18 protein-coding genes and 1 pseudogene are annotated in these 23,919 nt (G+C 45.3%); 15 read left to right on the top strand and 4 right to left on the bottom strand.

The features are described from left to right. Positions 1 to 1,245 carry an NAD(P)/FAD-dependent oxidoreductase gene (locus tag VEA_RS12555; protein ID WP_006742868.1) on the top strand — a complete coding sequence of 415 codons (1,245 nt, stop codon included), beginning with the start codon at positions 1 to 3 and terminating at the stop codon, positions 1,243 to 1,245. 220 nt (positions 1,246 to 1,465) lie between these two features. Further along, the gene (locus VEA_RS12550; protein WP_006742867.1) at positions 1,466 to 2,206 is read left to right on the top strand and encodes a transglycosylase SLT domain-containing protein; all 741 of its coding nucleotides are present in this window, start codon (positions 1,466 to 1,468) and stop codon (positions 2,204 to 2,206) included. Between the two features lie 9 nt (positions 2,207 to 2,215). Here the strand turns inward: VEA_RS12550 and VEA_RS12545 are convergent, their stop codons facing one another. Next, the gene (locus VEA_RS12545) at positions 2,216 to 3,520 is read right to left on the bottom strand and encodes a hemolysin family protein (protein ID WP_012842026.1); all 1,305 of its coding nucleotides are present in this window, start codon (positions 3,518 to 3,520) and stop codon (positions 2,216 to 2,218) included. A 176-nt stretch (positions 3,521 to 3,696) separates the two neighbouring features. Between VEA_RS12545 and VEA_RS12540 the strand changes: the two genes are divergently transcribed. The 9 genes from VEA_RS12540 to VEA_RS12500 all read left to right on the top strand — a co-directional run bounded on the left by VEA_RS12540 (position 3,697) and on the right by VEA_RS12500 (position 16,480). After that, positions 3,697 to 4,905: a DEAD/DEAH box helicase gene (locus tag VEA_RS12540; RefSeq protein WP_006742865.1), complete on the top strand. Its 1,209-nt coding sequence runs from the start codon at positions 3,697 to 3,699 to the stop codon at positions 4,903 to 4,905. A 253-nt stretch (positions 4,906 to 5,158) separates the two neighbouring features. Beyond that, complete coding sequence (locus VEA_RS12535) at positions 5,159 to 5,821, top strand: potassium channel family protein (protein ID WP_006742864.1); 663 nt, start codon at positions 5,159 to 5,161, stop codon at positions 5,819 to 5,821. Next, a complete protein-coding gene (locus VEA_RS12530; RefSeq protein WP_006742863.1) occupies positions 5,818 to 7,185 on the top strand; it encodes a TrkH family potassium uptake protein in 1,368 nt (455 codons plus the stop codon). Before VEA_RS12535 ends, VEA_RS12530 begins: the two co-directional genes overlap by 4 nt. Before the next feature lie 356 nt (positions 7,186 to 7,541). Beyond that, entirely contained in the window at positions 7,542 to 10,526 is a 2,985-nt protein-coding gene (locus VEA_RS12525) for a M6 family metalloprotease domain-containing protein (RefSeq protein WP_012842025.1), read from the top strand. A gap of 174 nt (positions 10,527 to 10,700) precedes the next feature. Next, a complete protein-coding gene (locus tag VEA_RS12520) occupies positions 10,701 to 11,513 on the top strand; it encodes a hypothetical protein (RefSeq protein ID WP_005390499.1) in 813 nt (270 codons plus the stop codon). Between the two features lie 176 nt (positions 11,514 to 11,689). Beyond that, entirely contained in the window at positions 11,690 to 13,159 is a 1,470-nt protein-coding gene (locus VEA_RS12515) for a protein adenylyltransferase SelO (RefSeq protein ID WP_012842024.1), read from the top strand. A gap of 212 nt (positions 13,160 to 13,371) precedes the next feature. Next, positions 13,372 to 14,370 (top strand): TRAP transporter substrate-binding protein, encoded by a 999-nt coding sequence (locus VEA_RS12510; RefSeq protein ID WP_012842023.1) that lies wholly within the window; start codon positions 13,372 to 13,374, stop codon positions 14,368 to 14,370. A 70-nt stretch (positions 14,371 to 14,440) separates the two neighbouring features. Continuing rightward, positions 14,441 to 15,115 carry a TRAP transporter small permease gene (locus VEA_RS12505; RefSeq protein ID WP_005390505.1) on the top strand — a complete coding sequence of 225 codons (675 nt, stop codon included), beginning with the start codon at positions 14,441 to 14,443 and terminating at the stop codon, positions 15,113 to 15,115. 3 nt (positions 15,116 to 15,118) lie between these two features. Further along, the gene (locus VEA_RS12500) at positions 15,119 to 16,480 is read left to right on the top strand and encodes a TRAP transporter large permease (protein WP_006742859.1); all 1,362 of its coding nucleotides are present in this window, start codon (positions 15,119 to 15,121) and stop codon (positions 16,478 to 16,480) included. 42 nt (positions 16,481 to 16,522) lie between these two features. Here VEA_RS12500 and VEA_RS24565 read toward each other — a convergent pair whose 3' ends face one another. The 3 genes from VEA_RS24565 to VEA_RS12485 all read right to left on the bottom strand — a co-directional run bounded on the left by VEA_RS24565 (position 16,523) and on the right by VEA_RS12485 (position 19,931). After that, the gene (locus VEA_RS24565) at positions 16,523 to 16,705 is read right to left on the bottom strand and encodes a hypothetical protein (protein ID WP_041853050.1); all 183 of its coding nucleotides are present in this window, start codon (positions 16,703 to 16,705) and stop codon (positions 16,523 to 16,525) included. 78 nt (positions 16,706 to 16,783) lie between these two features. Then, positions 16,784 to 18,121 carry a sigma-54-dependent transcriptional regulator gene (locus VEA_RS12490; protein WP_005390512.1) on the bottom strand — a complete coding sequence of 446 codons (1,338 nt, stop codon included), beginning with the start codon at positions 18,119 to 18,121 and terminating at the stop codon, positions 16,784 to 16,786. A 4-nt stretch (positions 18,122 to 18,125) separates the two neighbouring features. Next, a complete protein-coding gene (locus VEA_RS12485) occupies positions 18,126 to 19,931 on the bottom strand; it encodes a sensor histidine kinase (protein WP_012842022.1) in 1,806 nt (601 codons plus the stop codon). 40 nt (positions 19,932 to 19,971) lie between these two features. Here VEA_RS12485 and VEA_RS24560 point away from each other — a divergent pair. The 4 genes and pseudogenes from VEA_RS24560 (at position 19,972) to clpX (ending at position 23,848) form a co-directional block, all read left to right on the top strand. Then, positions 19,972 to 20,184: pseudogene (locus VEA_RS24560) on the top strand (hypothetical protein). Positions 20,185 to 20,457: 273 nt separating this feature from the next. After that, positions 20,458 to 21,765, top strand: a complete 1,308-nt coding sequence (tig, locus tag VEA_RS12480) for a trigger factor (RefSeq protein WP_005390526.1) — start codon at positions 20,458 to 20,460, stop codon at positions 21,763 to 21,765. 105 nt (positions 21,766 to 21,870) lie between these two features. Beyond that, on the top strand, positions 21,871 to 22,497 hold the full coding sequence (gene clpP, locus VEA_RS12475; protein ID WP_005382347.1) for an ATP-dependent Clp endopeptidase proteolytic subunit ClpP: 627 nt from the start codon (positions 21,871 to 21,873) through the stop codon (positions 22,495 to 22,497). 70 nt (positions 22,498 to 22,567) lie between these two features. After that, a complete protein-coding gene (gene clpX / locus VEA_RS12470) occupies positions 22,568 to 23,848 on the top strand; it encodes an ATP-dependent protease ATP-binding subunit ClpX (protein WP_005390528.1) in 1,281 nt (426 codons plus the stop codon). Positions 23,849 to 23,919: the final 71 nt, after the last annotated feature.

The raw sequence follows: 23,919 nt of genomic DNA, 5'->3' as shown, positions 1-23,919 counted from the left end.
ATGAAAACAGAGCTCAAGCAAGTTGTCGTCGTAGGAGCGGGCCCATCTGGCTCCACCGTTTCTGCATTATTAAAATCGCGTGGCATAGATGTCGTTGTCATAGAAAAAGCCACCTTTCCACGTTTCTCTATCGGAGAAAGCCTGCTTCCTGCATGTATGGAAGTTGTCGAGCAAGCAGGAATGACCAATGCGGTAAAGCAGTTTGGCTTCCAATATAAAGATGGCGCTGCATTTCGTCGCAATGGTGTTTACACCCAGTTCGATTTTACGGACAAATATACCCCAGGGCCGGGTACGACGTTTCAGGTGCAACGTGCCAGTTTTGATAAAGTGCTCGCCGACAGTGCCGCAGAGCAGGGCGTCGATATTCGTTATCAACATGAGCTAGTTAGCTTGGCGTTTGAAGGCAAAAAATCGCGCTTAGAAGTTGTTGGGCCGGATAAACAGACCTATCAAATCGAAGCTGATTTTGTTTTGGATGCGAGTGGTTTTGGCCGTGTTTTGCCACGCTTGTTGGATCTTGAAGAGCCTTCTTGTCTTCCTCCAAGAAAAGCGATATTTACTCACATTGAAGATCGTATCTCTCCACAAGAGCCAGAGTACGATCGTAATAAAATTCTGATTTCCGTGCATCCTGAAAATCACGATGTGTGGTACTGGCTAATTCCATTCTCGAATGGTACGTGTTCGTTTGGTGTGGTGGGTGAGCCTGAGTTTTTCGAGCAATATCCAGAAGATAAGCTTGCAGCTTTGCAGCAGTTGGCGAATGAAGAGCCGGGGTTGGCTTCTTTGTTGCGAAATGCGAATTACCCAAATCCAACAGGAGAGTTGGGTGGCTATTCAGCGAACGTCAAACGCTTAGCGACAGAAAACTACGCACTGCTTGGTAATGCCGGCGAGTTTCTTGATCCTGTGTTTTCATCTGGCGTTACTATTGCCATGAAGTCAGCGGAATTTGCGGCCGATTGTGTAGCTCGTCAATTAAATGGTGAAGTGGTTGACTGGCAAGAAGAGTATTCGGAACGCTTGATGGTGGGGGTGAACACATTCCGTACTTATGTGGAGGGGTGGTACAACGGAACATTGCAAGATGTGATTTTCTACCAAACCCCGAATCCACGTATTAAGCAGATGATTAGCGCGATTTTGGCTGGGTACGCTTGGGATACAAACAACCCTTACGTAAAACAAAGCGAACAACGTTTGTCGACGCTCGCTGAGCTGGTTCGAGAAGCGGAACTGTAAGAGTATAAATTCTCTTAGCTGAGGATGCGTAAACCTAGGTCTTACCGAGAAATTGGTAAGACCTTTTTTATTCTCGACAATACCTTTTTATTTGTACTTCGAGCTTACTGGAGACATCTTGACCACTTGTTTCGAGGTGTATCGAATTTGAGAAAATTTATAGTGATTATGATCACATACATACTCATTGTTGCTGATATTTATATTAAACGTGTAGGAAATGGATTACATTTTGGGAGTGTTCCCTAAATCCGGCTTCGTTGTGAAAACGGTTTATAAGCAACTGTATAAATTAGTAAAGTTCCAAAAACTGCACCAAAAAAAAGATAAGTTTCTTGCCAAATCAATTCGCTTGGTGAGTTCGAACCATCGACTGCGCCAAACACTTCCTTTACTTTCTCGAATTGTCAAAGAACACGACGCGCCAACTGTCTCTTCGGTTGTTGATCCCGAGAACGCGGTGGCGTGGGGAGGCAAAGTTTCTCCAGAGTTCAAATGCAAAGTCATTCGTATTAGTGAAGAGCTGGAGATCAACCCTAATCATCTGATGGCCTGCATGGCATTTGAAACCGCTGAAACCTTCAGTCCAAGCATCAAAAATGGTTCAGGAAGTGGGGCGACAGGGTTAATTCAATTTATGCCCTCTACAGCTGAGTCATTAGGAGTGAGTACGAAAACTCTTGCGAGGATGAGCGCGGTCGAGCAACTTGACTATGTAAAAGCCTATTACTGGCCATATCGCCATAAAATCAATAGTCTGGAAGATGCGTATATGGCAATTCTCTATCCTGCTGCGATTGGCAAACCGTCTTCTTTCGTTTTGTTCAAGCAAGGCTCGATTGCATACCGACAAAATGCGGGTATCGATCGTCACAATACAGGAAAAATCACGCTTAATGATGTTTCCTATAAAGTACGGAAAAAACTAGAGAAAGGTTTACAGCCCAATTTGATGGGATAGGGCTGTGCTTTATTCCACTTCGCTATTGTTGGTTGGTGTATCGGTGTCTTTGGTGACTCTGACTTGCATAATGCGATGTTTTTTAACGAGGAGTATGTCAAATCGCCAACCTTGGTAGTGAATGTGCTCCCCAACATTTGGGACTCGACCATAAAGCCATGTCAAAAGCCCATTTAATGTTTGAAAGCCTTCTCGCTCTTCGCCTTCTATGCTGCTCAGTTCGAGTTTATTCTTGAGCTCATTGAGCGGGATCAACGCGTCCATCAACCAACTGCCATCTTTTTGTTGCTTGGCCCACACTTGCTGTGGAGCCATGCCCAGTTCTCCAGCAATTGACTTTAACAAGTCGTAAAGGGTTACTAGGCCTTGTACATCACCATACTCATCGACAATAAAGACCATTTCCGCACTGGTTTGTTGCATGTAGTTAAGGAGAGGTAACCCTTTCATGGACTCGGGTACAAAACGCGGACGCTTGAGCTGTTTAGCCAGTTTACTTATAGATAATTCGTCATATTCATCGAGCAGGACTTTGGATGAAATGGTGCCAATAATATTGTCCAAGCTACCTTTACAGACTGGCCATACGGAGTGTTGGGTTTGGCGAAGGTCAGTAAGGATGACATCAATAGGTTGGTTGGCATCCAGGTAATGGATATCGCACCGTGGTGTCATTAACGATAATGCTAAACGATCGTTAAGGTGGAGTAAGTTGCGAATCATCAATTGCTCTTGTGGCTCAATCGCACCGGACTCAGAGCCTTCGCTAACAATAGCAAAAATATCCTCCTCGGTAACAATCTCACCGTTGCTGTCGTTTTGGCGCAATAATCGGAGAAAAGTATCGGTTGAAAACGTCAATAAGAAGACAAAAGGAGTGGTGAGCTTGGCGAGCCAGTGGATCGGATAAGCTACGATAATAGCGATGGTTTCTGCGTTGTTTTGTGCAAAGCGCTTGGGAACGAGTTCTCCCACCACAATCGCGAAGTAGGTGATCATGAGCACGACGCTCATCGTTGAAAGTACCGTGGCTATCTCTCTTTCTAGCCCTTGGGTTACTAACCAATTTTCGAATGGTACTGAAAGCGTTGCTTCACCAAAAATACCACTTAATAGCCCGATGACGGTAATGCCTATTTGGATCGTGGAAAGAAACTGAGTCGGATTGTTTTTAAGTTCGAGCGCTAAAGCGGCAGAGGCGTTGTGTTCTGCAATTAATTTTAGCCTTCCGCTTTTGGCTGCGACTAGAGCGATCTCTGACATTGCAAACGCGCCATTGAGTGCGATTAATCCAACCAGCAGTAATACGTCCATAACGTTTCCCAGTAATGTACACGTTAGCAGCATAACTAGATTCACGCGCAAGAAATGTGATGTTGCGAGTAAATCATGCAGTGCTCTATTATCGGGCTCTACGTGCATGAATCCTTCTGTTACTTCACTGGGATTCTGATACACTACGCGCCCATTTCCTCTGTTGAGACGTTTCTATGCCAATTTCTAAGCTTGGTTTAAGCGCATCGATTACTGATGCAGTAAAAGCGCTAGGTTATGAAAAACCGACCTCTATCCAACAAAAAGCCATTCCAATCGTACTGCGTGGTAGCAACTTAATTGCTGCAGCACAAACGGGGACAGGTAAAACGGCCAGTTTTGTTCTACCAATCTTAGAAAAGCTTAGTCAAGGCGAAACTCAACGTAAAAAACGTGCTCGCGCTATTATTCTTACGCCCACACGCGAACTTGCGCTTCAGGTTCATCAAAGCATTGAAGCTTATGGTAAAAACTTACCGCTGCGCTCAATGGCGATGTTTGGTGGTGTGGATTATGCGCCACAAAAACAAGCCTTGATCGAGGGTGTCGATATTGTGGTAAGTACGCCGGGACGTTTGATTGACCTGTACGGTCAACGCGCTATTCACTTTGATGAAGTGGAAATGCTAGTGCTTGATGAAGCGGACAAGATGTTGGACATGGGATTCATCGATGCGATCGATAAGATCGTTGATTGCATGCCAGAACATGTTCAAAGTCTGCTGTTCTCGGCAACGCTATCTAACCCTGTTCGTGATTTGGCGAAAAACGCGATTATTGATCCTGAAGAGATCACGATTGCAAAACACAGTGCATCTAAGTCGAACATCAAGCAGTGGATCACCACCGTCGATAAGGACATGAAGTCGTCGCTGTTAAGTCACATGCTCAAAGAAAACGACTGGTCGCAAGTACTGGTATTTATTGAAACCAAACACGGTGCTGCCAAGCTTGTTAGCCAACTTGAAAAGCGTGGCATTGTGGCTGAAGCGTTTCACAGTGGCCGTAATCAGCGTGTTCGCCAGGAATTAATAGAAAAGTTCAAAGCCGGTGAAATCCAGTACCTAGTTGCAACTGGTGTTGCAGCGCGCGGTATTGATATCGATAACTTGCCCGTTGTTATTAACTATGACTTGCCGTATCCAGCAGATGAATATGTACACCGTATTGGTCGTACCGGTCGTGCTGGCGCACAAGGTGAAGCGATCTCATTAGTCTCAAAAGATGACTTTAAAAACCTTTGTATGATCGAGAGCCGTTTAGGGCACTTGCTAGAGCGAGTGGAAGTTGACGGCTTTGCACCAAGAAAGCCAGTGCCGATTTCTATTTTAAATTACGTACCTAAGAACAAGCGTAAACCGCACGATAAGCGCGAATCAAAATAGCCTGTTTTATCTCTACGATCCAAAAGCCGCATTGTTGCGGCTTTTTGCGTTTTAGGGAGACTCACTCATGGGTTGACAGTGTTGGCTTTTATGCCGTAATGAGGAAAAAAATTAATTTATGTCATACGCTTAACACTCAAAGTGAGTCAGCTTTCGTAAAGCTTTTGTCAATTCTCTGTCCTCAGGTTTGCACAAGGTTAGGAATGGGCGCAGACTTTTTCGCTTGCTAGTGAATGCATAAGATGAGGCATAAATGAAAACAGGTGATAAGCAATTCGCCGTTATTGGTCTTGGCCGATTTGGTTTGGCAGTGTGTAAAGAGCTACAAGATTCAGGAGCTCAAGTTTTAGCGGTTGATATCAACGAAGACAGAGTTAAAGAAGCTGCCAGTTTTGTTAGTCAGGCAATTGTGGCTAATTGCACTCACGAAGAGACGGTTGCTGAGCTTAAGCTTGATGATTACGACATGGTGATGATTGCTATTGGAGCGGACGTTAACGCCAGTATTCTCGCCACACTGATCGCCAAAGAAGCGGGAGTGAAGTCAGTATGGGTTAAAGCCAACGATCGATTTCAAGCGCGTGTCCTGCAAAAGATTGGTGCGGACCACATTATCATGCCTGAACGTGACATGGGGATACGTGTCGCGCGTAAAATGCTCGATAAACGGGTTCTTGAGTTCCACCCTTTAGGTAGTGGCTTAGCCATGACGGAGTTTGTGATTGGATCTCGTTGGATGGGTAAGACATTAAGTGACCTCGCACTGTGCAAAGTCGACGGTGTGCAAGTACTCGGGTTTAAACGGGGCCCAGAAATAACCAAGGCGCCAGACCTTAATACCAAGCTGGAAATTGGCGATCTCATTATTGTGGTTGGCCCGCAAGATGCGCTGGCAAATAAATTAAAATCACTATGACGCAGTTTCATCAAAAAGGCGTTTTTTACGCGCCAGATGGTAAACGAGAAAAAGGTAAGGGTAACGAGCCGCGGATTATATTGCTGAGTTTTCTCGGTTTGTTGCTGCCTTCTGCCGTGCTGTTAACCTTGCCAGTTTTTTCTGTTACAGGCCTTTCGATAACGGACGCTTTGTTTACCGCAACATCCGCCATCAGTGTGACAGGGCTTGGTGTTGTCGATACCGGGCAGCACTTTACGTTAGCCGGAAAAATCTTGCTGATGTTTTTAATGCAAATCGGTGGGTTGGGACAGATGACGTTGTCGGCGGTTTTACTCTATATGTTTGGTGTGCGTTTAAGCTTACGCCAGCAGGCGTTAGCGAAAGAAGCGCTAGGGCAAGACCGACAGGTCAATTTAAACCGACTGGTGAAGCGGATTGTGATTTTTGCGCTTGTCGCGGAATCTATTGGGTTTATTTTCCTTTCCTTTCGTTGGGTTCCTGAAATGGGCTGGCAAACTGGCATGTTTTACGCGTTATTTCATGCGATTTCTGCGTTTAACAACGCAGGGTTTGCTCTGTTTTCAGACAGTATGATGAGCTTTGTGAATGACCCGCTGGTCATCTTTACCCTGGCCGGGTTATTCATTTTTGGTGGGCTTGGTTTTACTGTTGTCGGAGACATCTGGCTGAACTGGCGTAAAGGTTTCCACTTTTTGCATCTTCATACCAAAATCATGCTTATCGCGACACCGATATTGCTCCTCGTTGGGACGGTGATGTTTTGGTTACTCGAGCGGAGTAATCCAAATACAATTGAATCGTTACCTTTGGCGGGTCAATGGTTGGCGGCATTCTTCCAATCCGCCAGTGCTCGAACGGCCGGATTCAACAGTGTCGACTTGGCGCAGTTTACCCAGCCAGCTTTATTGATCATGATTGTTTTGATGTTGATTGGTGCTGGGTCCACCTCAACGGGGGGCGGTATTAAGGTTTCCACATTTGCCGTTGCGTTCATGGCTACGTGGACCTTTTTGCGCCAAAAGAAACACGTGGTTATGTTTAAACGAACCGTAAACTGGCAAACCGTGACTAAGTCACTCGCCATTATCGTTGTGAGCGGCGCCATTCTGACAAGCGCGATGTTTTTATTGATGCTCACAGAGAAGGCAAGCTTTGATAAGGTCATGTTTGAAACCATTTCCGCATTTGCGACGGTAGGACTTACCGCTGGTTTGACGGCAGAGCTTTCTGAACCTGGCAAGTACATTATGATCGTGGTAATGATCATTGGTCGTATCGGGCCACTCACGCTTGCCTACATGTTGGCCCGCCCTGAACCTACCTTAATCAAATACCCAGAAGACGCCGTTCTTACAGGGTAAAGTAGTGTTTATCTGCACCCCACCGACCATAACGAGCACTGATTAATAGCAGTGCTCGTACATTTATAAAATATGTGGGACGTTGCCCAATTTTATCTACAAAGTCGCAGAAGTTTATTTCTTCTTCCTTTTGTTTCGATACTATTCATTCACTCAATTTATACCCTCGGAAGCCACACTTACAAAAGTATTTGGGCATCCGACGCTTTTGTAACGTGATGCTAAATAATATTGTGTTATCTGAGCGAATTGATACCAGCCTTAGTCGTTAGCCACTTAACCTCATTCTATGTTTATGGGTTACTGTGTACTGGCTGTGCTTGGAATTAAACGAATCGAAAAGATGGAGCCGTACTTTGAAGTTCAACACACTCGCCTTGACTATGCTAACTGCGCTTCTTGCAGGTAAGAGCATGGCAACTACTCCGCCATCACCAGTTTGGCATACTATTGCGTTGAGCGATGGTACCTCTAGTGAGGCAATTTTACGCGGCACTGCCGATTTCCACTGGTTTGAAGATAAACAAGGTAATGCCTTGGTTCATGAAGATGGCATTTGGTTTTTTGCACAGATTCAGCGCGAGTCAGACATCCCAACGTTACGCTCGACGGGTGTTGCTAAAACTCAATCGAGTGATGCGCCTGAATTGGCGAAGTTTCGCCCGGATCTACAAGTTAAGCCGCAGTTATCTTCTCTAAAAACCATTGAACCGATGGCGCGCCAAAATCTATTGCGTTCGGCGCAAGGTTATCAGGCGATGAGTAGCTCATCGATGAAGCAACAACCACTGTTGGTTGTGCAAGTCTCCTTTGATGACCAAGCAATGGTGCATGACTTCGAACAACGTGTGTTTAATACCGATGGCCAAAGCGTTGTCGATTATTTTGATAAAAACTCTCAAGGGAAATTCAAAGTTGTCCCTGCGATTGAGAGTTATGGTACCGCGAATGATGGTGTGATCAATGTGACCGTGGCGCAAAGCCACCCAAATTGCCACTCTAGCTCAACTGACAAGACTTGCACTGCCAAGTTGAATGCGGTCTTCACCGAAGCATATCAAAAACTGGATCCGTACTTTAATCTTTCGGCTTACGACAGCAATCAAAATGGTACCGTAGAACCGTCAGAACTCTCAGTTATGTTTATTTTTGCGGGTGGCGACCGTTCAACCGGATTCCTTGATCGTCCTTCTATTTGGCCTCATAAATTCTCTCACGACGATGTGACACTAGATGGCAAAAAAATTGCTGATTACTGTGTGTTTGCTGACTACCAAGTTGATCATCAAGCGACGTTAGGCGTGATCGTACATGAGCTTGGCCACTTAATGCTTGGCTTGCCGGATTTGTACGCAAGGAACAGTGATGCTTCGATCGGTTCTTGGGGCGTGATGGGCGGTGGTTCATGGGCACAGAAACCGGGAGACTCATACGCAGGAGACACGCCAGTGAACATGAGTGCGTGGAGCAAACACGCCGCTGGTTTCGTAGTACCAACGATCACTCATGAAAGCCCGATGCCTATTTCCGTGAACAACGACGATGTCAAACTGGTGTATCTCGACCCGTACTTGAAAGAGTTTGGCCCACGCGTTTATTTGGAAAACCGTACCTTTAGCGGTTACGACCGAGCATTGGCGGCAGAAGGCATACTAGCGACGTCGGTTAATGTCCAGAATCGCTTTAACGATGTTGGCGCGATGCAGGTTCAAATCATGCAGTCCGATGGTCTGAATGAGTTAGAACATGATGGAAGCAGTGATGCCGGCGATTTGTATCCTAATGGTGGCAATGTCATTTCAGATACATCGACCCCAAGTCTGAGAGCGATCGCCGGGTTTGATACTGGGGTTCGTATTTCCAACATTGCCAGCAATACCAACGGCGGCAGTTTTTCTCTTGAGCATATAAACGAGCCAAATAAATCGGCATGGTTGAACTCTCTTCACCAAGGTTATGTGTACGCAAGTGGCAGTAACACTCTGGCGGTATCATTGGATTTGAATGCTGAGACAAAGCTTGATGGTCTTCAACTTTACGCGCAAAGCAATAGCGCTCAAAGTGACATGACTTATCGAGTATGGCGATTCCCATTCTCAGGTAACGTGGGCTACCGATTAATATTGGATCAGAACAATGCTGAACTTTTACAGCAAGGTAGCTTCCAAAAGCCATCCCGAATTTTATTCCCTCAACCAAGCCAATTAAGTGCGGGTCAGCACCTGTTAGTAGTGGAATTAGAAGGCGGTGAATTTGAATCGAACTTTGACTTTGGCCGCTTACTAAAAACTGAAAAATCATCTCTGCCTGTAATGTGGACTGGTAATTACAACGAGATAGGTACGTTTGGTTTAGAGCAAGCCGGATTCTCTTATGTTCCGTTCGCAGCACTCTTGAATGTGGAGGCGAACAACATTGTTGAAGCGAAAGCTGATTCACTGCAAACCGATAAGAATACGCCAATCGATCTGAACCTGATGGACAATGATTTCATGGCCATAGGATATCAGTTCAATGTGGACATTGTGCAGAAGCCTGAGCACGGCACCATTTCTGGCAACCAATACCAACCTGAAGCTAACTTCGTTGGTTTGGACAGCTTCCAATATCGTTTGCTGTCTACGGACGGCGTGTATTCGTCTTCGGTTGTGAGCGTGCAGGTCGAAGTACTTGGTAGTAATGAAGCACCAAAAGCGCTCATCGATGTGGATAGCCAAAAGATTACTGCTGGACAGAAAGTAACATTGTCGGCGGCAAACAGCACAGATGCGGATGGCGATGTGTTGAACTACCGATGGGAGCAATTGGCTGGTACTTCAGTTTCTATCGGAAATTCGACCAGTGCTACGGCAAGCTTTACAGTGCCTCAAGGTATAAAAGCGGGTGAGGTTCTGACATTCCGTCTAACTGTTACTGATCCAAGTAATGAAACCTCCAGTGCTACCGTCAATTTAACCATGCAAAACGCAGCGCCAGTCACGTTAGCAGATACGGCGACCGTTGCCGTTGGTGAAAGCATTGTGATTGATGCTGCTGGCAATGATTCGGATGTGAATGGCGATAAACTGGTTGTAGAAAGCGTACAGAACCTAACGGGCGTGGGAAGTGCGAGTGTAGAGAATGGTAAAATTCGTTTTCAAGCTCCGGATAGTGCGGTTGATAACATCAAGCTGCAATACACGGTTTCAGATGGCAACGGTGCTACCGCAATAGGTGAAGTGACCGTTACGGTTGTCGCTTCCTTGAAAACAACGACATTCAAGAACTCTGAAGGTAGCGGCAGTGTTTCTTATTGGGCTCTGATGTTACTCGTTGCATTGGGCTGGCGACGCCGCGTCTAAAACGGTATCGAATTACGGTATAAGCCACTCACATTGAGTGGCTTATTTTTTGTGCCTGTTTTACTTCCTAGTATCTCTCATTATCTTATGAGATGTGTTTCTCATTATTTTTAAAGCGATTTTTCTATTCAGCGGTTACCCTATGGGCAGATTTTTATAAATTAAGGATGTTGTATGTCAACCGAGGACTTTTCTGTTTCGGCAATATGCCGAGAAGCAGCAGTGATGGTCAGAAGGAACCTACTCGCAATTGTCATTGCTTGTATTCCATTGATCATCGTGCACTCAATTTTTGTGTTTATGTATCCTGAAATGACGGGGCAAGATCAAGCGAACGCTCAAGAAGGAAACATCGCGGGATTTTATTTCGTCACAATCATTTTATACCCACTTGTTGCCGCGATGGCGGCTGTGCGTGTACACCGAATTTATTTGGTTGGCGATTACATGCACTCAGCGTTGGATGTATTTCGCTTGTCAGCCAGAGAATTCCGTTTCATTGGCTGGTGGATATTATTTGGGTTGATGATGATGCTCGTCATTGGTATCCCAATCTTTGTGTTGTCGTTTCTCTATATTGCAGAAAGTGGTGAACCTGATTTTGTCGCCATGGCGTTTATCACAACGGTTGCAAGCATTCCGGGCTATTGGGTGATGGCGCGCTGGTCGTTCGTGTTGCCAGCGACCGCAATGGATCATCAGCCGCGCAGCTTGCGTCGTTCGTGGAACCAAAGCAGACCATACAACAAACAAGTATTCATTTTGATGGGCTTAATTCCATTGGGCGCGGGATTGCTCAGTCAGCTTATCTTTAGTCACTTTACTAACCTCTTCATGCTGAGTCTTGTGGGGGTTGCCTATGGTATTTTCGGTGCGTACCAGTTGGCTTTGTTATCGTTGAGCTATAAAACGGTCGTGGATATTGAACGCGCTCGTTTTGATACACCATCAGAGCCACCAAAAACGGGTGAAGAGTTTTCCGCTTAATCATTTGATCGCTTTTACATACCACTTCCGTTTGTGAGGTGGTATGCAGCGGGTTAATACCTTCCTACCGCCTTCGCGTTATTCACGCAAAATACCCATGCCCATTTCATGGCTGAATGACAGTGACGTTCACACGTATACTGACAGCAGTACTTCTTTTTATTAAGGAACCCCACATGTCCATTTGGCAACGGGTCAGTTTCACCCATCGCTTTAGTCAATTACCGTCAGCTTTCTATACTTTGGTCGAGCCGCAACCCTTGGATAACACTCGTTGGGTCGCTTGGAATGGTGAGTTTGCGCAGCAGTTTGGTTTACCAGCAGAGCAAAGCGATGAGCTATTGGCGGTTTTTTCTGGGCAAAGCGAATTCGAACCGTTTCGCCCTCTGGCGATGAAATACGCAGGACATCAGTTTGGCGTTTACAACCCAGACTTGGGCGATGGACGTGGATTGCTGTTGGCGGAAATTGAGCATCAAGATGGCACTTGGTTTGATATTCACCTTAAAGGCGCGGGGCTAACCCCCTACTCGCGAATGGGGGACGGCAGGGCGGTGTTGCGCTCAACCATTCGTGAGTATTTATGTAGTGAAGCCATGGTGGGGCTTGGGATTCCGACGACTCGTGCTCTTGGCATGATGGTCAGTGACACGCCGGTTTATCGCGAGAAAACAGAATTCGGCGCAATGTTGATTCGTATGGCGGAGACCCACGTGCGTTTTGGCCATTTCGAGCATTTTTTCTATACCAATCAATTGGCAGAGCAAAAGTTGCTGGCGGACAAAGTGATCGAGTGGCACTTTGCTGATTGTGCATCGGCAGAGAAGCCATACGCTGCAATGTTTGGTGAAATTGTTCAGAAAACAGCGGACATGATTGCTTATTGGCAAGCGTATGGGTTTGCTCATGGTGTGATGAACACCGACAATATGTCGATCCTTGGTCAAACGTTTGATTACGGCCCGTTTGGTTTTCTTGATGATTATGAGCCGGGATATATTTGTAATCATTCCGACTACCAAGGCCGTTATGCATTTGACCAACAGCCAAGAATTGCGCTTTGGAACCTCTCAGCACTCGCGCATGCGCTATCGCCACTCGTTGAGCGAGAAGATTTAGAAGCGTCGTTGAGCCAATTTGAAGTCCGGTTGAGTCAGCAGTTCAGCCGCCTAATGCGTGAGAAGTTGGGTTTAAAAACCAAGATCGCGGAAGATGGACGTTTATTTGAAGCAATGTTTGAGCTCCTTCACCAAAATAACACGGATTACACTCGCTTCTTTAGAACGCTTTCAAATCTTGATACTGATTCTTCTCAAGCCGTAATCGACTTGTTTCTCGACCGAGAAGCTGCGCGAGCTTGGCTTGATCTGTACTTAGCTCGATGTGAGCTAGAGGTTGATGAACTAGGGGAGCTGATTTCAGCCGAACAGCGTTGCGAACAGATGCGTCAAGCCAATCCCAAATACATCTTGCGTAACTACTTGGCTCAGTTGGCCATTGATAAAGCGGAAGAAGGGGACTTTAGTGAATTACACCGATTGGCCGAACTGTTAAAGCGCCCATTTGATGAGCAACCCGAGTTTGATGATTACGCGAAATTGCCACCGGAATGGGGGAAGAAAATGGAGATAAGCTGTTCTTCATAAATGGGTCATTTCCCACCCATTTGAATCTTTTTCTTGGGTGGAATTCACTCGTTATACTCTGTGTTCATGTTAATGGGCTTTGTTAATTTATTGAAATGCATATGAATTTTAACATGGTCCATTAATTGCTCTTTGTTGAACATCCGTACCCATCGCCTAATACCTAGTTATTCATGGACGGGATGGGATGTGATTCAACAAGGAGAATAATAATGTTTAAGCCTCTAACTCTACTATCTGTCTCTGCGCTTGCTGTAACGAGCTTTAACGCTGCCGCGAATTGTGACCCAGGTGAAACGGTCATCAAGTTCAGCCATGTAACGAACGCGGACAAACACCCAAAAGGTATTGCGGCTTCGTTACTTGAAAAACGCGTTAACGAAGAGATGAACGGTAAAGTCTGTATGCAGGTGTTTCCGAACTCAACGCTTTACGATGATGATAAGGTGTTGGAAGCACTACTAAATGGTGATGTTCAACTTGCTGCACCTTCTCTTTCTAAGTTTGAGAAATTCACCAAAAAGTACCGCCTTTTCGATCTGCCTTTCTTATTCGACGATGTCGACGCTGTTGACCGCTTCCAAAACTCTGAAGCCGGTGAAAAGCTGAAAAACTCAATGAAACGACGTGGCCTACAAGGTATTGCGTTTTGGCATAATGGCATGAAGCAAATGTCAGCCAACAAGCCGCTCATTTCTCCAGCCGATGCTGAAGGGCTTAAGTTCCGTGTTCAAGCTTCTGACGTTCTCGTTGCTCAGTTTGAACAGCTAGGCGCAAACCCGCAAAAAATGTCATTCAAAGAAGTGTACGGTGGCCTGCAAACTAAGGTTATTGATGGTCAAGAAAATACTTGGTCAAACATCTACGGCAAAAAGTTCTTCGAAGTTCAAGATGGCATTACGGAAACGAACCACGGGATTCTGGATTACCTAGTAGTGACGTCAAACGACTTCTGGAAAAACTTACCAGACGAGCAGCGCGAGCAGCTAAACACAATCATCCAAGAGGTGACAGCGCAGCGTAATGCTGAGTCGACCAAAGTGAACCTTGCGAACAAAAACAACATCATCGAAGCTGGTGGTGTGGTTCGCACGTTAACGCCAGAACAGCGCCAAGAATGGGTCACTGCACTTCAGCCAGTATGGAAGAAGTTTGAAAAAGACATTGGTTCTGACCTAATCGAAGCCGCTTTGGCTTCTAACCAAAAATAATAACGCCTAGCACGCTTAGCCCTCTCGATTAGAGGGGGCTCTTTTCCCCTACAGACGACGTGATGTAATTATGGAACAGACTTTTTTTGCCAAGGCTGGACGAATCACCGATGCCATTGAAGAGACTTTGATTGCTTTCTTCCTAGGTGCCATGACCTTGTTAACCTTTGCCAATGTCATCTTTCGTTATGTCTTTAACGACAATATTCTTTGGGCGCTTGAGCTCACCGTCTTTATGTTCGCATGGATGGTGTTGGTCGGCGCTTCTTACGGTGTGAAAAAACACTTTCATATTGGTGTTGATGTGATCATCAACATAGTGCCAGAGGGCAAACGAAAAGCCTTGGCGTTATTTGCTGCAATATGCTGTTTAGCCTTCTCTATTTTGCTTTTAATTGGCTCTTGGAACTACTGGTATCCGTTCGCCACAGACCGAGCGTGGTATGAAACGGATGATATTCCAATGCCGGAAATGCTTCAGTTTATGGCGGATTGGTTAAACGAGGGAGAGCGTTACGAAAAGCTGCCACGTTTTATTCCTTATTTCGCTTTGCCGCTTGGTATGGCGTTGCTAACGCTGAGATTTGCTCAGGCAACATGGCAAATTGCTACCGGAAAGCTCGACCGACTGATTGCAGGACATGAAGCGGAAGAAGAGCTAGAGGCGCTTCAAGAAGAGATGAGTGATGCCGGTGATCTTATGGCTCCAAAGGCCTCAGACAATTCTAAGAGCAAGGAGCAATAAGCCATGGATATCTTATTTCTATTTTTGATGGTGATTGGTTTCATGCTCGTCGGCGTGCCAATCGCAGTTTCTCTTGGTCTTTCCAGTATTCTTTTCCTTTTGATTCATTCGGATGCGTCTTTGGCGTCTGTTGCTCAAACGTTGTTTAATGCATTTGCTGGACACTACACTCTATTAGCAATTCCATTCTTCATTTTAGCTTCAAGCTTTATGTCGACAGGTGGTGTAGCGAAACGGATCATTCGTTTCGCGATTGCGATTGTAGGCTGGTTCCGTGGTGGTTTAGCGATGGCTTCGGTTGTCGCGTGTATGATGTTTGCCGCGCTGTCAGGTTCATCTCCAGCAACGGTTGTTGCCATAGGTAGCATCGTTATCGCAGGTATGATCAAAAACGGTTACTCAAAAGAGTTTGCGGCCGGCGTAATTTGTAACGCAGGTACGCTAGGGATTTTGATTCCGCCGTCTATCGTTATGGTAGTTTACGCTGCTGCGACTGATGTATCAGTTGGACGTATGTTCCTCGGTGGTGTGATACCGGGTTTGTTGGCTGGCGTCATGCTGATGATAGCGATCTATATTGCTGCCCGTATTAAGAACCTGCCAAAACAACCATTTGTCGGTTGGAAAGAGACGTTTGATGCAGCTAAGGATGCAAGCTGGGGCTTGTTGCTGGTGGTGATCATTCTCGGTGGTATTTATGGCGGTATTTTCACCCCAACAGAAGCCGCTGCAGTTGCTGCTGTGTACTCGTTCTTTATTGCCAACTTTGTATACAAAGACATGGGGCCATTTGCAGACAAGAAAAACACTAAACCTGCGTTAGTCAAAATTTTTCATACCTTCGTTCATAAAGACACCAAACACACGCTGTATGAAGCGGGTAAACTCACCATCATGCTGCTTTTCATTATTGCCAATGCGTTAATTTTGAAGCACGTTCTCACGGAAGAGCGTATCCCGCAAATGATCACAGAGTCAATGATGTCAGCTGGTTTAGGACCAATCACCTTCTTGATTGTAGTGAACGTATTGCTGTTGATTGGTGGTCAGTTTATGGAGCCATCAGGCTTATTGATCATTGTTGCACCACTGGTGTTCCCAATTGCGATAGCACTGGGGATCGACCCAATTCACTTAGGTATTATGATGGTGGTGAATATGGAGATAGGTATGATAACACCACCTGTTGGGCTTAACTTGTTTGTTACTGCAGGTGTCGCCAAAATGTCGATGATGAATGTAGTAAAAGCCGCACTGCCATGGGTGGCGGTGATGTTCCTATTCCTTATTATTGTAACGTACGTGCCATGGGTATCGACTTGGTTACCAACCACCTTGATGGGGCCAGAAATCATTACTAAGTAATGGCACCAGATATTTGAAGAAAAACAAAAGAGGTGTGATGATTCACACCTCTTCGTCTATGGGTTTGTAGCTAGGCCTACGAGGGTCTGGGTGGACTCGCCGCTCGTAGCTTCGCCACTTCTTTTTATTCTTGCGCCGCTCCTCGCCTGAACGTCTCTCTTCTTGATATTGCCCGTCTACCATCACGGTATCTGTAATGATCGGTATTCTCACTTTCTCGTTCATATCCGTAACAACCATGATGAATCAGTTATTAAAAATTATGATTTAAGTTGGATATAATACCAATCCTTGGGAATCGTTTTATTTATAGAGCTCTTTATCTATTTGATAGCGTTGCATTTTGTCATACAGAGTTTTTCGAGGCACATTCAATTGCGCCATTGTCTGTTTAATGCTGCCGTTATTTTCTAGTAATGCACCTTCAATGGCAGCTCTCTCGAACTCTGCTACTTGTTCTGCAAGACTTGAAGAAGGCTTGGCAACCGGAGTCGATTCTCCTAACTGAATTAATTTACCCAATAGCACGAAACGCTCTGCTGCATTTCTTAGCTCGCGAACATTGCCTGGCCAGTCATGGTTCATCAGTTGGGCGAGGTCGTGGGATGACAAGCTAGGAGAGCTTTTACCATAACGTGAAGCCGCTACCAATAGGAAGTGATGGAAGAGGGCAGGGATGTCTTCTTTCCGTTCACGCAGTGGCGGGAGATCTAAGGTAACCACATTCAGTCGATAGTAAAGATCTTGGCGAAAGGTTCCCTCTTCAGCAGCGCGTTTCAAATCGACTTTGGTGGCGGCAATCACTCGAATATCTAAGGGCAAGAGTTCATTCGAGCCGACACGCTCAATCACACGCTCTTGCAGTACTCTCAGTAAACGGATTTGGGCTTGGATTGGCATTGACTCGATTTCATCCAAGAAAAGTGTACCGCCTTGAGCAAATTCAAACTTACCGATACGGCGGCTTTCTGCGCCAGTAAATGCGCCTTTTTCATGCCCGTAGAGTTCGCTCTCAATCAAATTCTCTGGTACTGCACCACAATTTACTGCGACAAAGTTTTGGTTCCGTCGAGAGCTTTGCTCATGCAAAGAACGGGCGATTAACTCTTTACCTGTACCAGTTTCGCCAAACAATAAGATATCTGCATCAGTATCGGCGATGTGAGCAATGGTTTCGCGTAACATTTGAATGCTAGACGTTTCTCCGATAACACGAGGTCCGAGCGTTTTACTTGCCTTGAGAGACAGGCGTAACTTCTCGTTTTCAACCGTTAATTGGCGCTTCTCAATGGCGCGCTTGACGGTTTCAACTAGGTGCTCAGGTGGGAATGGCTTTTCGATAAAATCATACGCTCCTTGGTGTAACGCATTAACCGCCATTGAGATATCGCCATGACCAGTAATCATAATCACGGGAAGATGGGTGTCTTTGCGCACAAGGGTATTCAGTAAATCCATCCCTGAAATACCGGGTAAGCAAATATCGGTAATCACCACACCTGGCTCGGCTCCCTGCTTAATGGCGAGTAAGGCAGATTCAGCGTCTGGAAAGAATGTGGCATCGATATCTGCCAATTCAAACGTTTGTTCTATTGCCAGTCTAAGATCGGCTTCATCATCAATAAAAAACACCTGACACATGATCTCATCCTTTTGATTTTTCTGTGTTGTTAGGAGCGATAGGTAAACACAATGAAAACCGAGCTCCGCCTTGTTCTCGGTTTTGGGCACATAATCTTCCGTTCATACTGGCTAAGATTTGTTGCGAGATAGAGAGTCCTAAACCTAACCCATTTTGTTTGGTAGTTAGGAAAGGCTCACATAAGTCCGAAAGTGAGAAATCTCCAAGCCCTGGACCATTGTCATCTACATGAATCCAAACCAAACCGGCATGCTCGTCTTGCTCTATGGATAACTGTACTTGTTTGTCTTGTTGCTCTTTGAGAGCCTCTATCGCATTGGTCAGTAAATTAACCAACACTTGTTCAAGTTGAATGATATTGATCTGAACTTCAACATCGTGCTCTGGTACCTGAGTTTCTAGCGTGACACGTGCAGATTTAAGTGCGGGTTTCATCAGCTCTTTGACTGAGGCAATTACTGGAAACAAACGAGATTGAGCCAGCTCGTTTCCACTGGTTTTTTTAGCGAAAGAACGAAGCTGCTGACTGATGTTTGCCATACGATCAGTGAGGGCTGAGATACGAGTTAGATTATCTTCCACTCGCTCATATTTTTCTTTTTGGAGGAACAGCTTGCCGTTTTCAGCAAAGCTGCGAATGGCCGCAAGTGGATTATTCAGTTCATGACTGATACTGGCTGACATTTGCCCTAATACTGCTAGTTTCGCAGCTTGAACGAGTTCGTCTTGCGTTAGGCGAAGTGTTTGTTCGGTTTCTATTCTCTGGGCGATTTCTGCTTGCAATTCTGCGGTGCGAGCCATGACTTGATATTCAAGTTTTTGATTGGCCTCTTGTTGAATTCTCTCAAGTTGTAAGTGGCGTTGTTGACGGTGATAGATGAGCTGGCCAATTAAAAACAATACGGTGAATGCAAGAGTAAGTACAAAAATGTAACCCATAGTGAGCCAGACGATAGACTGCTTGGGAGATAGTACACGGATGGTCAGCTTGAGCTCTGGTAGGGGCAACGAAGAGACCACCAAGGTCCCTTTGTTATATGGGTAACCTTGTTTAAGCTCAGAATGCGTTTCCTCCACATTGCCCACCAATCCTAGAGTTTCAATTGGCTCATCAAGGTATTGTCGGCTTGCCCAAACTTGTTTTCTTTCATTCTCAGTCAGTGGTTGTAAGCTTTTGAGTAGCCAATCACTTCGGCTGCTCATGAAAACAATCCCGTGCGGATCGCTCGCGACGAACACACTATTTGGCTGCTGCCAGTTGTCTTCTATCTTACTCAAGTCCATCTTAACCACGACCACACCAAGGACGCCGCCCGCGTATATGATCGGATAAGAATAGTAGTAGCCACGCTTACCCGAAGTCGAACCCAGCGCGTAGTATTGGCTTCGTTCCCCAACGATTGCTTGTTTGAAATAAGGGCGGAACGCAAAATTTCGTCCAAGAAAAGATCGCTCTTTACGCCAGTTGCTGGCCGCGACCGTCGTACCCCATTGATCGATTAAATAGGTATCTGCCGCTTCAATCACGTCATTAACGGATTCTAAATACCGATTGGTGAGTTCCAGTTGGGCACTGTTATTTGGATGCAGTAACGCTTGATGGAGAGGGTCATCTTTGGCCAGAAGGTTAGGGATATGGGCGTATTTATCGAGTTTGTTTTTAATATGACTAGAAAATTGCTCAAGTTGGGACTGGTGTTTATCAAGCAATGATTGATAACTAGTCTGCCAAACCCAATGACCACCTATGATTGCGCAAAGGAAATAGAAGGCAAAAAAAGTCAGCAGAATCCGGTTTTTTTGCGACATCCTTACACTCCTTAAACCTTTCCTTTGGTCACGTAAGAAAATGTTAATAGTTTGTAGGGAGGATTAGGGATTTAGTTTTCAACTCTGTGGAGTAAAACAAGAGCAAGATCTCTTTTTAGGCTTTTCGATAAAAAAACCGGTCGATTCTCTTGAAAAAGTCGCTATTGTCCCCATTCTAGATATGCTGACGATACTTAGACGCTGTTTGAATCGCATTTTTGAAGAAAAAATGGGTCAGCATTCGAGAATTTAGCGCAGACAATGTCCACATAGTGGCTATTGGCTCGACAGGGTTGCGACAGATCGCTAGAATGTCGCGTCTAAAAATTCTGTCCTGAGGCTAATAGGAGATACCTTTGGTAATTTTATCGAAGATATCACTGATTAGTCCGGTACTGACAAACAGTATCGATACTCGATTTAAATTAGGTGTTCGGACAGAACACTACACAAGGATGAAGCGTAAGCTCCGCTGAGTTTCGCTCATACGCTCGGAAAACCGAGCCACTTTAGAGGTTTATATATAATGCAAGTTACTGTTGAAACGCTAGAGGGCCTAGAGCGCCGTCTAAACATTACTGTTCCAGCTGCAAACATCGAAGACGCTGTAACAGCTGAACTACGCAACATCGCTAAAAACCGTCGTTTCGATGGTTTCCGTAAGGGTAAAGTGCCTCTAAAAATGGTTGCTAAGATGTACGGCAAAGCAGTACGTCAAGACGTTCTTGGTGAAGTTATGCAACGCCACTTCATCGAAGCTATCGTTAAAGAGAAAATTAACCCAGCTGGCGCTCCAACTTTCGCTCCTGTAGAAAACAAAGAAGGTTCAGACCTAGTTTTCACTGCAACTTTTGAAGTTTACCCAGAAGTTGAGCTTAAAGGCCTAGAAAACATCACTGTTGAAAAACCGCTAACTGAAGTTAAAGACGCAGACGTAGAAGAGATGATCGATACTCTACGTAAGCAACAAGCTACTTGGGTAGAAGTTGAAGAAGCAGCAGAAGATGGCAAACGCGTAAGCATTGACTTCGTTGGTTCTATCGACGGTGAAGAATTCGAAGGCGGTAAAGCTGAGAACTTCCCACTAGAAATGGGCGCTGGTCGCATGATTCCTGGTTTCGAAGACGGTATCGCAGGTAAAACTGCTGGTATGGAATTCGACATCGACGTGACTTTCCCAGAAGATTACCACGCTGAAAACCTAAAAGGTAAAGCAGCTAAGTTCGCAATCAAAGTGAACAAAGTTGAAGCTCGTGAACTACCAGAACTAAACGACGAGTTCGTTGCTAAGTTCGGTGTTGTTGAAGGCGGTGTTGAAGCACTTAAAGCTGAAGTTCGTAAAAACATGGAACGCGAGCTTAAGCAAGCTGTTAAGAACCGCATCAAAGAGCAAGCGATTGACGGTCTAGTTGAGCAAAACGACATCAACGTACCATCAGCGCTTATCGAGCAAGAAATCCAAGTTCTACGTCAACAAGCTGCACAACGCTTCGGTGGTAACCCAGAAGCTGCTGCTCAGCTTCCACGTGAGCTGTTCGAAGAGCAAGCTAAACGTCGCGTAGTAGTTGGTCTTCTACTAGGTGAAGTAATCAAGTCAGAAGAGCTAAAAGCGGACGACGAGAAAGTTAAAGCTCTAATTGAAGAAATGGCTACTGCATACGAAGATCCATCAGAAGTTATTGCTTACTACGAGCAAAACGAAGAAATGATGAACAACATGCGCAATGTAGCTCTAGAAGAGCAAGCAATCGACGCGATCATCGCTAAAGCACAGGTTTCTGAGAAAGAAGTAGGCTTCAACGAGCTACTTAACCAACAACAACCTGCTGCTTAATAAGCAATATCTTGCGTAGAAGGTTGACTTAACGTTAACTATTCTGCTAACAATGGTCCGTATGATAGTCATCATCCGGGCCATTTATTTTAGGGACATAAGAATATGAGCTACCAAGAAAAAAATGCAATGTCGCCAATTATGGACGCGCTAGTACCAATGGTGGTTGAACAAACTTCCCGCGGCGAACGCTCTTACGACATCTACTCACGTCTGCTGAAAGAGCGCGTGATTTTTTTAACGGGTCAAGTGGAAGACCACATGGCAAACCTTGTCGTGGCTCAGCTACTTTTCCTAGAATCTGAAAATCCAGATAAAGATATTTTCCTATACATCAACTCGCCAGGCGGCAGCGTAACAGCTGGTATGTCTATCTACGATACCATGCAGTTTATTAAGCCAAATGTGAGCACTGTATGTATGGGTCAAGCATGTTCAATGGGTGCCTTCCTGTTAGCGGGTGGTGCGCCAGGTAAGCGTTACGTACTGCCTAACTCTCGTGTAATGATCCACCAACCATTGGGTGGTTTCCAGGGTCAAGCTTCTGATATCCAAATCCATGCTCAGGAAATTCTGACCATTAAGCAGAAGCTAAACAAGTTGTTAGCAGAACATACTGGCCAACCTCTTGAAGTCATTGAGCGCGATACTGATCGTGATAACTTCATGTCATCAGAGCAGGCTGTGGAATACGGTATCGTGGATGCAGTGTTAAGCCACCGCGGCGAGTAATTAGCCAGCGCATTTTGGCAAAAATTGATATACACTCATTCATGAAGAGTAAAGGCTAAGAGGTTAGCGAATGACAGATAAAAGCAAAGAAAGTGGCAGCGGTAAATTGCTGTACTGTTCTTTCTGCGGCAAAAGTCAGCACGAAGTTCGCAAGCTAATCGCAGGTCCGTCAGTGTACATTTGCGACGAGTGTGTCGACTTATGTAACGATATTATTCGCGAAGAAATCAAGGATGTTCTCCCTAAGAAAGAATCTGAAGCGTTACCAACGCCAAAACAGATCCGTGAACACCTTGATGACTATGTGATCGGGCAAGATTACGCGAAAAAAGTGCTCGCAGTTGCGGTATATAACCACTACAAGCGTTTACGCAATGGTGATACAACGAGTGAAGGTGTGGAGCTTGGTAAAAGTAACATCCTTCTAATTGGCCCAACAGGTAGCGGTAAAACACTACTTGCTGAGACATTAGCTCGATTCTTGGATGTGCCATTTACAATGGCAGACGCAACCACACTAACCGAGGCTGGTTATGTGGGTGAAGACGTTGAAAACATCATCCAAAAGCTTCTGCAAAAATGTGATTACGATGTAGCTAAAGCTGAACGCGGCATCGTTTACATTGATGAAATTGATAAAATTTCACGCAAAGCTGAAAACCCATCTATTACGCGTGACGTATCTGGTGAAGGTGTTCAGCAGGCGCTACTAAAACTTATCGAAGGTACGGTTGCATCGGTTCCACCTCAAGGTGGTCGTAAGCACCCTCAGCAAGAATTCCTGCAAGTGGACACGTCGAAGATCCTGTTCATCTGTGGTGGTGCATTTGCTGGCCTAGATAAGGTGATTGAGCAGCGTGTTGCAACAGGTACAGGTATTGGCTTCGGTGCGGAAGTTCGTTCTAAAAACGAATCGAAGACCGTGGGTGAGCTATTTACTCAGGTTGAGCCTGAGGATCTAGTGAAGTACGGACTCATTCCAGAATTCATTGGTCGTCTTCCTGTGACAACAACACTGACTGAGCTTGATGAAGAAGCGTTGATTCAGATCCTATGTGAACCGAAGAACGCATTAACCAAGCAATATGCAGCATTGTTTGAGCTTGAAAACGCTGAACTTGAGTTCCGAGAAGATGCGCTGCGCGCTATCGCTAAGAAAGCAATGGAGCGTAAAACAGGTGCTCGTGGTTTACGCTCGATCCTTGAAGGCGTATTACTGGAAACCATGTACGAACTGCCATCTGCGACAGACGTAAGTAAGGTCGTGATTGATGAGTCCGTCATCAATGGTGAGTCAGAGCCATTGCTTATTTATAGCAACTCAGACAATCAGGCCGCTGGAGCAGAATAAATTCAGCCGTAATGAAAAAGGAGGTAAGTAATTACCTCCTTTTTTTATTTCTCTTATTGAATCCAAACAAT

The sequence above is a fragment of the Vibrio antiquarius genome (genome assembly GCF_000024825.1).
Classification (GTDB): Bacteria; Pseudomonadota; Gammaproteobacteria; order Enterobacterales; family Vibrionaceae; genus Vibrio; species Vibrio diabolicus.
Note: the sequence above shows the minus strand (reverse complement) of the source record. Positions and strands in the feature narration are given on the sequence as shown.

Coding starts and splice junctions, on each gene's coding strand:
- VEA_RS12555 (WP_006742868.1), top strand. CDS start 1: ATGAAAACAGAGCTCAAGCAAGTTGTCGTCGTAGGAGCGGGCCCATCT.
- VEA_RS12550 (WP_006742867.1), top strand. CDS start 1,466: ATGGATTACATTTTGGGAGTGTTCCCTAAATCCGGCTTCGTTGTGAAA.
- VEA_RS12545 (WP_012842026.1), bottom strand. CDS start 3,520: ATGGACGTATTACTGCTGGTTGGATTAATCGCACTCAATGGCGCGTTT.
- VEA_RS12540 (WP_006742865.1), top strand. CDS start 3,697: ATGCCAATTTCTAAGCTTGGTTTAAGCGCATCGATTACTGATGCAGTA.
- VEA_RS12535 (WP_006742864.1), top strand. CDS start 5,159: ATGAAAACAGGTGATAAGCAATTCGCCGTTATTGGTCTTGGCCGATTT.
- VEA_RS12530 (WP_006742863.1), top strand. CDS start 5,818: ATGACGCAGTTTCATCAAAAAGGCGTTTTTTACGCGCCAGATGGTAAA.
- VEA_RS12520 (WP_005390499.1), top strand. CDS start 10,701: ATGTCAACCGAGGACTTTTCTGTTTCGGCAATATGCCGAGAAGCAGCA.
- VEA_RS12515 (WP_012842024.1), top strand. CDS start 11,690: ATGTCCATTTGGCAACGGGTCAGTTTCACCCATCGCTTTAGTCAATTA.
- VEA_RS12510 (WP_012842023.1), top strand. CDS start 13,372: ATGTTTAAGCCTCTAACTCTACTATCTGTCTCTGCGCTTGCTGTAACG.
- VEA_RS12505 (WP_005390505.1), top strand. CDS start 14,441: ATGGAACAGACTTTTTTTGCCAAGGCTGGACGAATCACCGATGCCATT.
- VEA_RS12500 (WP_006742859.1), top strand. CDS start 15,119: ATGGATATCTTATTTCTATTTTTGATGGTGATTGGTTTCATGCTCGTC.
- VEA_RS24565 (WP_041853050.1), bottom strand. CDS start 16,705: ATGAACGAGAAAGTGAGAATACCGATCATTACAGATACCGTGATGGTA.
- VEA_RS12490 (WP_005390512.1), bottom strand. CDS start 18,121: ATGTGTCAGGTGTTTTTTATTGATGATGAAGCCGATCTTAGACTGGCA.
- VEA_RS12485 (WP_012842022.1), bottom strand. CDS start 19,931: ATGTCGCAAAAAAACCGGATTCTGCTGACTTTTTTTGCCTTCTATTTC.
- tig (WP_005390526.1), top strand. CDS start 20,458: ATGCAAGTTACTGTTGAAACGCTAGAGGGCCTAGAGCGCCGTCTAAAC.
- clpP (WP_005382347.1), top strand. CDS start 21,871: ATGAGCTACCAAGAAAAAAATGCAATGTCGCCAATTATGGACGCGCTA.
- clpX (WP_005390528.1), top strand. CDS start 22,568: ATGACAGATAAAAGCAAAGAAAGTGGCAGCGGTAAATTGCTGTACTGT.